The organism is Mycobacterium sp. E1715 (genome assembly GCF_001667625.1).
Taxonomy (GTDB): Bacteria; Actinomycetota; Actinomycetes; order Mycobacteriales; family Mycobacteriaceae; genus Mycobacterium.
Genome location: NZ_LZJJ01000322.1, coordinates 24,214 through 34,743, shown reverse-complemented (window position 1 = coordinate 34,743; position 10,530 = coordinate 24,214). Strand labels below are relative to the sequence as shown.

Annotated in this window: 11 protein-coding genes and 2 pseudogenes; 8 read left to right on the top strand and 5 right to left on the bottom strand. The window is 67.2% G+C overall.

Translation table 11 applies throughout. The annotated features are described in order from the left end of the window. Both A9X03_RS16455 and A9X03_RS16450 read right to left on the bottom strand, forming a co-directional pair. Positions 1 to 1,065 (bottom strand): acyl-CoA dehydrogenase family protein (locus A9X03_RS16455; protein ID WP_068261957.1); only part of this gene is annotated, 1,065 nt, incomplete at its 3' end. 81 nt (positions 1,066 to 1,146) lie between these two features. Then, positions 1,147 to 1,845: a GAF and ANTAR domain-containing protein gene (locus tag A9X03_RS16450; RefSeq protein WP_068017598.1), complete on the bottom strand. Its 699-nt coding sequence runs from the start codon at positions 1,843 to 1,845 to the stop codon at positions 1,147 to 1,149. A gap of 156 nt (positions 1,846 to 2,001) precedes the next feature. Here A9X03_RS16450 and A9X03_RS16445 point away from each other — a divergent pair, with 156 nt between their 5' ends. Next, the gene (locus tag A9X03_RS16445; RefSeq protein WP_068261954.1) at positions 2,002 to 2,922 is read left to right on the top strand and encodes a manganese catalase family protein; all 921 of its coding nucleotides are present in this window, start codon (positions 2,002 to 2,004) and stop codon (positions 2,920 to 2,922) included. Then, a pseudogene (locus tag A9X03_RS28560) lies at positions 2,883 to 3,017 on the top strand (hemerythrin domain-containing protein); the annotation flags it as partial. The gene A9X03_RS16445 and the pseudogene A9X03_RS28560, both read left to right, overlap by 40 nt. 61 nt (positions 3,018 to 3,078) lie before the next feature. Here the strand turns inward: A9X03_RS28560 and A9X03_RS16440 are convergent. Both A9X03_RS16440 and A9X03_RS16435 read right to left on the bottom strand, forming a co-directional pair. Then, a pseudogene (locus A9X03_RS16440) lies at positions 3,079 to 3,522 on the bottom strand (hemerythrin domain-containing protein); the annotation flags it as partial. 164 nt (positions 3,523 to 3,686) lie between these two features. Beyond that, a complete protein-coding gene (locus A9X03_RS16435; RefSeq protein ID WP_068261951.1) occupies positions 3,687 to 4,784 on the bottom strand; it encodes a F420-dependent hydroxymycolic acid dehydrogenase in 1,098 nt (365 codons plus the stop codon). Between the two features lie 66 nt (positions 4,785 to 4,850). On the opposite strand from A9X03_RS16435, the gene A9X03_RS16430 reads away from it, so the two are divergent. Continuing rightward, positions 4,851 to 5,456, top strand: coding sequence for a GNAT family N-acetyltransferase (locus A9X03_RS16430; protein ID WP_067755342.1), 606 nt, complete (start codon positions 4,851 to 4,853; stop codon positions 5,454 to 5,456). Between the two features lie 37 nt (positions 5,457 to 5,493). Then, positions 5,494 to 5,886, top strand: a complete 393-nt coding sequence (locus tag A9X03_RS16425) for a hypothetical protein (protein ID WP_067755338.1) — start codon at positions 5,494 to 5,496, stop codon at positions 5,884 to 5,886. Positions 5,887 to 5,935: 49 nt separating this feature from the next. Here the strand turns inward: A9X03_RS16425 and A9X03_RS16420 are convergent, their stop codons facing one another. Then, positions 5,936 to 6,583, bottom strand: a complete 648-nt coding sequence (locus A9X03_RS16420; RefSeq protein ID WP_197499038.1) for a TetR family transcriptional regulator — start codon at positions 6,581 to 6,583, stop codon at positions 5,936 to 5,938. 97 nt (positions 6,584 to 6,680) lie between these two features. Here A9X03_RS16420 and A9X03_RS16415 point away from each other — a divergent pair, with 97 nt between their 5' ends. The 4 genes from A9X03_RS16415 to A9X03_RS16400 are packed head-to-tail and all read left to right on the top strand — an operon-like array spanning position 6,681 to position 10,522. Then, positions 6,681 to 7,769 (top strand): ferredoxin reductase, encoded by a 1,089-nt coding sequence (locus A9X03_RS16415; protein WP_068261949.1) that lies wholly within the window; start codon positions 6,681 to 6,683, stop codon positions 7,767 to 7,769. Between the two features lie 28 nt (positions 7,770 to 7,797). After that, positions 7,798 to 8,904, top strand: a complete 1,107-nt coding sequence (locus tag A9X03_RS16410; protein ID WP_067755334.1) for an acyl-CoA desaturase — start codon at positions 7,798 to 7,800, stop codon at positions 8,902 to 8,904. Positions 8,905 to 8,954: 50 nt separating this feature from the next. Next, the gene (locus A9X03_RS16405) at positions 8,955 to 9,479 is read left to right on the top strand and encodes an SRPBCC family protein (protein ID WP_197694427.1); all 525 of its coding nucleotides are present in this window, start codon (positions 8,955 to 8,957) and stop codon (positions 9,477 to 9,479) included. Continuing rightward, positions 9,479 to 10,522, top strand: coding sequence for an LLM class flavin-dependent oxidoreductase (locus A9X03_RS16400; RefSeq protein ID WP_068261947.1), 1,044 nt, complete (start codon positions 9,479 to 9,481; stop codon positions 10,520 to 10,522). The genes A9X03_RS16405 and A9X03_RS16400 overlap by 1 nt, the downstream gene beginning before the upstream one ends. Positions 10,523 to 10,530 lie beyond the last annotated feature (8 nt).

Below are 10,530 nucleotides of genomic sequence, written 5' to 3'. Positions count from 1 at the left end.
ACCGTGCAGGTGCATGGCCCGCTGTACGACGTCATGCAGCACCTGGGGCATGGCGACTTTCACCGCGGCGATGTCCCTGCGCACCTTCTGATAGTCGTGATGCTTGTCGATCAGCCACGCGGTGCGCAGCACGAGCAGCCGGAACTGTTCGATCTGGATCCAGCTGTCGGCGATCTTCTCCTGGGTCATCTGAAAGTCGGACAGCCGACCGTGCCGCGTCTTGCGCGATACCGCCCGCTCGCACATCATGTCAAACGCACTGCGCGCCAACGCGATTGTGCGCATCGCGTGGTGGATGCGCCCGCCGCCGAGCCGCGTTTGCGCGATCATGAACGCCTGGCCCTCGCCGCCCAGCACGTGATCGGCCGGGACGCGGACATCGGTGTAGCGGACGTAGCCGTGGCTGGCGCGCGCCGAGGACTCGGCGCCGACGCCGACGTTGCGCACGATCTCGATGCCCGGTGTCTCGGCCGGAACGATGAACAGCGACATCTTGTCGTAGGTGCGCGCTTCGGCGTTGGTGACGGCCATGACGATGAAGAACGACGCGTGCTTGGCGTTGGTGGAGAACCACTTCTCGCCGTTGAGCACCCAATAGTCGCCGTCGCGGGTCGCGGCGGTGACGAACTGTCCCGGATCAGAACCACCCTGCGGCTCGGTCATCGAATAGCACGAGGTGATCTCGCCGTCGAGCAGCGGTTGCAGGTAGCGGGCCTTCTGTTCCTCGGTGCCGAACATGGCCAGGATCTCCGCGTTGCCGGAGTCCGGTGCCTGACAACCGAACACCGACGGCGCCCAGCGGGAGCGGCCCAGGATCTCGTTGAGCAGGGCGAGCTTCACCTGGCCGAAGCCCTGACCGCCCAGCTCCGGCCGCAGGTGTGCGGCCCAGAGCCCCTGGTCCTTCACCTGCTGCTGCAGCGGCCGCAGGATGGCCATCATCTCGGCGTTGTTCTTGTCATAGGGGTCGAGGGCGACCAGGTCGAGCGGTTCGAGCTCGTCGGCCATGAACTTCTCGACCCAGTCGAGCTTGGCCTGATAATCCGGGTCCGTTTCGAAATCCCACACGGTGACCACCCGTTCCCCGGCGCGGCGTCGCGCCGGACTCGTCGATGAAGCCACCTCATCGTAAATGGCGGCTTTGGAAGATCAGTCCTCGCGGCGGGTGTCGATGACGCGCTGAGCGATGTCGACGAGCTTGACCTGACTCTCCTGGGACAGGCGGCGCAGCAGGTCGAACGCGCGAAGTTCGTCGACGCCGTAGCGCTCCATGATGATGCCCTTGGCCTGGCCGATCCGGTCCCGCGTCGACAGGGCCGATTGCATCTGCTGTCCGTGCCGCCCGGCGATGATCGCAGAGGCGGCGTGCGCGGCGAATACGGTGCCGATGGTTTCGGCTTCGGTGTCCCACGCGTTGGCCTCGAAGCTGAACAGGTTCAGTGCGCCGGCGGTACGTTCCGCGGTGTACAGCTTGAAAGACAGGCTGCTCAGCACACCGCGTTCCACGGCGGCCGGTGCGTATCGGGGCCAGCGCGGCTCCTCGCGCAGGTCGTCGGTCCGCACGATCGTTTGCTTCAAAGCGGCGTCGTGGCAGGGGCCCTCGTGGAAGTCCTGTTGTAGCTTGTCGAGCTCCGCGGCCAGGCTGTCGGTGTCGGCCACCGATTCGAAGTCTCCGCCGGCTTTGATCAGCAGCACCCCGGCGACGTCCGCCGCGGGAATGAGCTCCACCGCGGCGGCGGTCACGTCGGTGAGCACCTGCTCGAGCGAGCGCGGCGCGGCGATGTCGCGGGAGAGCTCAGCCATCCGCCTCGCCAGCTCATGCCGGGAACTCGGGTCCGATAGGTCCATAAGCGGGATTGTCCATGATGGACCCCCGTTCGTCACACGGGCACCCGTTCGCAGCGCCCGCAGGCGGTTCAGGAGTTGCTGTCACGGTCGTTTGGTCGCGGAGGCCGCGGGTACCCGGCGACACCATGACCTTCTCGGCAAGCCAAGGGAGAACCAGTGTTCGTTCATAACAAAGATCTTCAATTCGAGGTCCGCGTCGACCGGCCCGACCCCCGGTTCGCGACGTTGCTGATGGACCAATTCGGTGGCGCCAATGGGGAACTCACCGCCGCATTGCAGTACTTCACCCAGGCCTTCGTGCTTCGGCAGAAGAACCCGAAGATGTACGACCTGTTCATGGACATCGCCACCGAGGAGCTCAGTCACCTCGAGATGGTCGGCTCGATGATCACGATGCTGCTCGACGGCCTCAACGACAACCTGAAGATCGCCCACGAGAAATGTGACTGGATGCCGGCGGTGGCCAGCGGCGACGGACGCGACAGCATCATCCACTCGGTATCGGTCAACCCCCTGTTCCTGGTGCTCAGCGGTGGTGGGCCGGACGTCAAGGACTCCGGGGGAAACAATTGGACCGGCGCCTTCATCGACGCCAACGGCGACCCGACCGTCGACCTGCGCAACAACATCGCAGCCGAGTCGCGCGCCAAGATCGTGTACGAGTACCTCAAGCAGTACACCGACGACCCCGGTGTGCAGGACACCCTCAACTTCCTGATGACGCGCGAGGTCGCGCACTACCAGCAATTCACCGCGGCGCTGAACGAGCTTCCGGTGAACTTCCCGCCGGGTCAGCTGCCGGGCGATCCGCGCTTCCAGAACGTCGCGTTCAACATGTCCGACGGCAACGGCGAATCGATCCGTGGCCCGTGGAATCAGGGCCAGGGGCCGTGGCCGAAGGGCGTGGAGTGGGAGTACGTCGAAAAGCCCGAACAGCAGTGGCTGGGCGGCAGCACGCGACAGAACCAGGGTGCGCAGCAGAACCCCCAGGGCTCACCCGCGATCAAGGCCGAAAAGCCTTTCACGCACGAACAGCACGCCCCCACCCGGGCACCCCGCCGAACCCGGCGGTGCTGAAGACCATGGGAATGGGGGCGGCGGTCGTCGACCACGTTCGCGACGCGCTCACCGGCCGCGCCGAGGACAACCCGCCGGACCCTCAGGTCAAATAACGAAACACGCGAAGGCCGGGCGCTGGGTCGTCGGCGCCCGGCCTTCCTATGCCAATCAGCTTGTGGGGGCCATTTTCTTTGCCTGCTCCAGCTTTTCGCCGATCTTCTCCAGATCTTCGCGGCTGATCGCCAACTCGACCTGCGGCCACACCACGTCCTGCTCGTAGGCGATGTGTTCGCGGCCGGCCTTGACGAACTCCTGCAGCGCTTCGTGATAGTCGGGTTCGCCGGGCTTGCCGTCCTCGAGCCGCTGCAAGAGTTGCTTGCCGGCCTGCTCCTGCTCGATCGCCTTGTCGACGATTCCGTCGCCGATCGCATCGCGCACCGCCGGCCAAAACAATTGTTCCTCAATGGCTTCGTGCTGGGACTCCGCGATGATGAGATTGTTCACGAAGGTCTCCAGGCCGCTCGCTTCGGCGCCCGAACCCGACGGCGCCCCGTCGAGCGTCTCGAACAATCCGAGCACGCTTTTGTGGTCCTGGCGAAGAAAAGTGATTGCGTCCATGCCTTGCCTTCCAGTTGGGCTGATGACTCGAAGTGGCCTGCGGATACCCGGGGCGACGGCATTGAAACGCGCTGGCCCGCAGCGAATTTCGAGTGATGGTGGGGGAGAGAGCTGCGCGCGGTGCGCGCCGTCTACATTCAGCCCGAGGCCCGTCCCACGTCGGACTAGCGCAACTTCGGCAAGACGTTGGTGCGGTAGAACTCGATGGCCGTCAGCGGATTGCCCTGCGGGAAGTGCAAAAACGGGACGGCGCCCGCGTCCAGGATCGCCTGCACCGCCTTGACGTGGGGTGTCGCGTCGGTTCCGACCGTCCAGTTCGCCAGCACCTTGTCGATGGGGTTGGCCTGCGCGGCGCGCTGGATTTCGACCGGATTCGGCTGGTCGACGGCGCCGGCGGTGAAGCGCCACAGATTTGCCGCGGCGGCGGCCTCTGCGGCGTCGCCGACGACGGCGAACAGCTCGGCCCGCTTGCCCATGCCGCCCGGGTCGCGGCCTGCGGCGCGCGCGCCGGCGCCGAACGCCGCCAGCAGCGCCGGATTCGTGACGTCGCGTGCCTGACCGATCCAGCCGTCGCCGTATTGGCCGGCCATCGTCGCACTCTTGGGCCCGCTGGCCGCCACGAAGATCGGCGTGGGGCTGGCGGGCGTGTCGTAAAGCTTCAACGCGTTGGTCTGAAAGTACCGACCGGCGAACGAGATTCGTGATCCGCTCCACAACTGTCGGATCAGGCTGATCGCTTCGACCAGCCGGTCGTGGCGCTCGGTGTAGTTGCCGAAGGCGTTGGTGCTCGCCTGTTCGTTCAGCCGTTCCCCGGTCCCGACTCCCAGGAACACCCGTCCGGGATACAGGATGGCCAGCGAGGCAAAGGCCTGGGCCACCACGGCCGGGTGGTAGCGGTAGGTGGGGCAGGTCACGCCGGTACCGAACGAGACGCGGTTGGTGGCGTTGCCGACCAGCGCCAGGGTCAACCACGGGAACATCGAATGGCCCTCGTTGTCCTGCCATGGCTGGATGTGGTCGCTGGCCCAGACGTGGGCAAAACCGGCCTGTTCGGCCGCCTGGGCCTGCGCCACGAGTTGTTCGGTGCGGAACTGCTCGTGCGAGAGCACCAGACCCACCGGCCTGGCCGCGGGCGGTGGTGGGGAACCGGGCGCGGCGTGGTCGGTGCCCGGCCGCCCGCAGCCGGCACCGAGCCCGGCGGCGCCGAGCATGCCCGCACCGGCGGCCGCCCGCCCGAATGCGCGACGCGAAACGCCGGTCATCGAAACAACGTACCCACCGGTTCTGCGATGACACCCCGGATGCGGGTAACCGCTAACCTGACTCGGGTGACCCCCCAGGCGCGCCCGGCGCGGAAGGCCGATGTCCGCGAACTGTCGCGCACCCTGGCGCGTGCCTTCTACGACGACCCGGTGATGACCTGGCTGCTGCCCGACGACAGGGCGCGCACCGCGAACTTGCACCGGGTCTTCGGCACGATGACGCGACACCACCATCTGGGCTGTGGCGGCGTCGAGGTGGCCTGCGACGGCCCGGGCATCGGCGCGGCAGCACTCTGGGATCCGCCCAACCGTTGGCGGGAGACGCGCCTGGGCGAACTGGCGATGACCCCGACTTTCCTGCGCGTCTTCGGCATGCGCGCGACGAGGGCCCGCGGCGTGCAGGAATTGATGAAGCGCACGCATCCCGAAGAGCCGCACTGGTATCTGGCCGCCATCGGGAGCGACCCGTCCGTCCGCGGCCAAGGCTTCGGCCAGGCCCTGATGCGGTCCCGGCTTGACCGCTGCGACGCCGAATACTGTCCGGCGTATCTCGAATCGAGCAAGCCCGAAAACGTGCCGTACTACGAACGTTTCGGTTTCACGGTGACCCGCGAGTTGGTGTTGCCCGACGGTGGTCCCACCATGTGGGCGATGTGGCGCACGCCGCGGTAGCGTTTAGCCCCCCTACCCGGCGGGCAACCGATCCCGCATGAGCGAAAACCCGCAAGCCGAGGGCGACCCCGCGGACTTCCCCGAGGAGGGCGGGCCCGGCGACACCCTGAACGCGAGCGAAGGCACCGACTCCGACGAACTCCACAACGACGACGGTGACATCGTGGTCGACCCTCCCGAGGACTGGAGCGAGGCCAACCGCTTCGGCATGACGGCGCGGGAAGAGCGCGAGGGGGAATCCCTGGACGCCCGGCTCGCCGAGGAGGAACCCGACGTCTCGCCCGACATGCCGGGCGCGGGCGTGCCGACCGACGGTCCGCCCGGACGCGCTCATCGGGGCCAGATCGACGGAGCGCCCGAGGACGGTGAGTCGCTGTATGAGGTCGTCGACGAGAACGCGGCGCCGGACATCACCCAGACGACGGAGTGATGCGGCCAGTGTCCGACTGTTCACTGCGCATGCGGCGGCTGGGCGCCCGCTAAGGGGTGCTCTTCCAGCCGGCGATGCCGATCGCGATCATCCGCAGTTGCTTGACGGCGATCCGCCGGATGTCTTCGAGCGCCTCGGCGCTCTGCGCGTCCTCGATCGCCTCGGCGATGACGATCATCGCGTTGACGAACAGGGTCGCCAGGACGTTGAGGTCCTCGGTGGTCCACTCGTGCAGCCGCGGAAAGCGGGCCAGGTCGGTCGCCAGCTCGGAGGTGATCAACCGGATCTCGGTCCGGATGGCGTAGCGCAAAACGCTCAGCCCGCTGTTGCGTTCGCGCGCGATGAACCGCCAATGTTCGCGCCGCTGCGCGACGCTGGCGACCAGTATCTCCACCGATGACTCGATGACTCGGTTCGGGTCGAGCTTCCCGGCGCGGGCTTCACGCAGGGTATCGCGCAGGCTGCGGAATGATTCGTCGATCAGGACCAGCCCCAGTGCCTCCATCGACTCGAAGTGGCGGTAGAACGCCGCAGGCACGATCCCGACCTCGCGGGTCACCTCCCGCAGGCTGAGGCTGGAAAAGCTGCGGTCCTGCAGCAGCTTGAGGGCCGCGGCGATGATGGCGCGCCGGGTCGCCTCCTTGCGCTCCTCACGCGACCGGCTTTCGCGCACGCGCTCGCGACCAGAACCGCGCACCCGTGAGCTAGGAGTACGGCTGTTCACTGTGTGAACCCTACCACAGACCTGCAGTAAACCCTTGACTGACCGGGTGGTGCGGCTGCACGGTGTACATATGTTCACTCAAACTACTTCGAGTCGGGCCCTCGCCCGAACTCTTCGGAAGCGGGTGTTGGGTTCCGACCTCCTCGATCTGCTCACCGGGCCGCACGGTGTCGACCGTTACACCGAGCTGGTGGACCCGACCTGGACGCTGGGCCAGGCCCGCGCCAAGGTGATCGACGTGCGCCGCACCACCGCGCGCAGCGTCACCCTCACGCTGGCCCCGAACGAAAGCTTCACCTTCGCCTGGACGGTCCAAGCCGGCCAGTACGTCAACCTCGCCGTCGAGATCGACGGTCGCCGGCACACCCGCTGCTACTCCCCGGCCAATGTCGAAGGAGCCGCCAATCTCGAGCTGACCATCGGTCGCCACGACGGCGGCCTGGTCTCCAACTACCTGTACGAGCAAGGCCGCCGCGGCATGGTGGTCGGCTTGACGGGCGTGGGTGGCGACTTCGTGTTGCCGGCAAACCGACCGAACCGGATCCTCTTCGTCTCCGGTGGCAGCGGCATCACTCCGGTGATGGCGATGCTGCGCACGCTGGTCGCCGAGAATCACCCGGGCGAGATCGCGTTCGTGCACTACGCACGCACCGCGGCCGAGGCCTGCTACCGCGACGAGCTGGCGACCCTGCCCGGCGTCCGCGTGCTGCACGGCTACACCCGATCCGGCGGTGGCGATCTGGAAGGCCGGTTCGGCGCCGCGCATCTGGACGCCGCCATGGCCTCACCCGACGCGGTGTTCGTCTGCGGCCCAACGCCTTTGGTCGACGCCGTACGGGCCCACTGCGACAACGTCTACACCGAAAGCTTCGTGCCGCCGTCGTTCGAGGCGCCCGCCAGCCCGTCGGGCGGCAAGGTCACCTTCGCCGACAGCGGGGTTGACGTCGTCGACGACGGACGCTCGCTGCTGGAACAGGCGGAATCCGCCGGCCTGTCACCCGAGAACGGCTGCCGGATGGGCATCTGCCACACCTGTACCCGACGGAAGACCGCCGGAACGGTGCGCAACCTGATCACCGGCGCCGTGTCCACCGGACCCGACGAGGACGTGCAGATCTGCGTGTCCGTCCCCGTCGGCGATGTCGACCTATCGCTCTAGCCGCCAGAAATTTCCGAGAGGAAAAGCCATGACACAGAACAAGATCAGCCTGACCCCCGAACAGGCCGACGCATTCGGCCGCGAGCTGGACGCCATCAGGGAGCGCGTGATGGCCAGCCTGGGAGCCGAGGACGCCGACTACATTCGCCGCGTCATCAAAGCGCAGCGAGCGCTGGAGGTCGGCGGGCGCGCGCTGCTCTTCCTGCCGCCCGCCTGGCTGCTGGGAACCACGATGCTCGGCTTGTCCAAGATCCTGGACAACATGGAGATCGGCCACAACATCATGCACGGTCAATACGACTGGATGCGTGACCCGACCATCTCCGGCCGGTCCTTCGAGTGGGACACCGCGTGCCCGGCCGATCAGTGGCGGCATTCGCACAACTACATGCACCACACCCACACCAACATCGTGGGGATGGACCGCGACATCGGCTACGGCATCCTGCGGATGAGCGAAGACCAGCGCTGGGAGCCCTACTTCCTGGGCAACCCGCTCTACGCCTTCCTGCTGATGGTGCTGTTCCAGTACGGCGTCGCGCTGCACGAGCTGGAAACCGAGCGCATCCGCGCGGGTGAGATCGAATTCGCCGACAAGCGCGAGGTGCTGCGCGAGATCTGGAAGAAGACTCGCCGGCAGACGCTGAAGGACTACGTCGCCTTCCCGCTGCTGGCCGGCCCCTTCGCGCCGTTCGTCTTCGCGGGCAACCTGTCGGCCAACCTGATGCGCAACGTGTGGTCGTACATGATCATCTTCTGCGGCCATTTCCCCGACGGCACCCAGGAGTTCACCGTCGAGGAGACCAAGGACGAGTCGCGCGGCATGTGGTACTTCCGCCAGGTCCTCGGTTCGGCAAACCTGACCGGCGGCAAGCTCTTTCACCTGCTATCGGGCAACCTCTCCCACCAGATCGAGCACCACCTGTTCCCGGACATGCCGGCACGCCGGTACGCCGAGATCGCGCCGGAGGTGCAGGAGATCTGCGAGCGCTACGGCATCCCCTACAACCGCGGCCCGCTGCTGAGGCAGTTCGGGACGGTCGTCCGCAAGATCGTTCGGCTGACGTTCCCCGACTCCATGGTGCGGAAGGTTACCGGCGACCGCTCGGCCGATCCGGTGCCCGTGGCCGCCTGACGGTCGCCCACGTCCCCCACGCGCAAACCGGGCCTTGCGCGCGGGGGACAATGGGCTGCGTGGAGTGGACCGGCGCACGCTATGCGGACAAACCGACGGTGGAGGCATCGACGTGGATCGATGCGGATCCGGCCCGGGTGTGGAGCCTGGTTTCCGACATCAAGCTGATGCCGACCCTGAGCAACGAGTTGCAAGCCGTCGAGTGGGCCGAGGGTGCCGACGCCCCGTGCGTGGGCGCGCGCTTCGTCGGACACAACCAGCACGACGCGTTCGGGCAATGGAGCACCACCTCCCAGATCGTCGCATGCGACGAGCCGCGTGAATTCTCCTGGGCCGTAGGCGAACCCGACAATCCCGCGGCGATGTGGCGGTTCAGGCTGACGCCCCGCGACGGCGGCACCGCGCTGAGCTACTGGATGCAGATGGGGCCGGGCCGTTCGGGGTTGTCGGTGGCCATCGAGTCGATGCCCGACAAGGAGCAGAAAATCGTGTTCGTGCGGATGCGCGAGTTCGAGGCCGCGATCGGCAAGACACTCGCGGCGATCAAGAGGCTGGCCGAACACGGGGTGCGCTGATGCGCACCGCGACGACGGTCGAGTTGTCCAGCGCCGCGGGCGAAACCGCCGCTTTCGTCGTCGAAGCGGAACGACTGGGCCTCGACGTGTGCTGGGTCGCCGAGGCCTGGGGCTCCGACGCGCCCTCGGCGCTCGGGTATCTCGCGGCGCGGACCGAGCGGGTCCTACTGGGCTCCGGTGTCCTGCAGGTGGGCGTCCGCTCGCCGGTCATGGTCGCGCAGACCGCCATCACGCTGTCCAATCTGTCGGGCGGACGATTCCTCCTCGGGCTCGGCGCATCCGGCCCGCAAGTGATCGAGGGCCTGCACGGCGTCTCCTTCAGCCGGCCCCTGGCGCGCATCTCCGAGACGGTCGACATCGTGCGGCAGGTCTTCGCCGGCGGCAAAGTGTCCTACTCCGGCAAGCAATTCCACATTCCGCTGCCCGGCGGCGAAGGGGTGCCGATGCGGTTGTCGACCCGGCCCGAGCACCCGATCCCGATCTACCTTGCCGCGCTCTCACCGGCGATGCTGCGGTTGACGGGTCGGACCGCCGACGGGTGGCTGGGCACCAGCTTCGTCCCGGAGGGTGCCGGCGAGGCCTACTTCTCACACCTCGACGAGGGCTTGGCCGCCGCCGGCCGCACCCGCGCCGACGTCGACATCTGCCAGGGCGCCGAAGTCGCCTTCGCTGCCGACGAGCAGGAGTTGCGCGGCATGGTCGCGGGCCGCAAAAAGGAGCTCGCCTTCAGCCTGGGCGGCATGGGCTCGTCCAGCACGAACTACTACAACCAGGCCTACAGCCGCCAAGGCTGGGCCGAGATCGCCGCCGAGGTACGCGAACGCTGGCAGCGCGGCGACCGCGACGGCGCGGCCGCACTGGTCACCGACGAGATGGTGTTGGCCACCACGCTGATCGGCACCGAGGAGATGGTTCGCGCCCGGCTCAGCGTGTGGCGGGACGCCGGCGTGAACACCGTGCGGCTGTATCCGGCCGGCGACACGCTGGATGCGAAGCTTGGCACGCTCGGCCGGGCCATCGAGCTGGTCGGCGAGATCGGCTAAACCCCGAC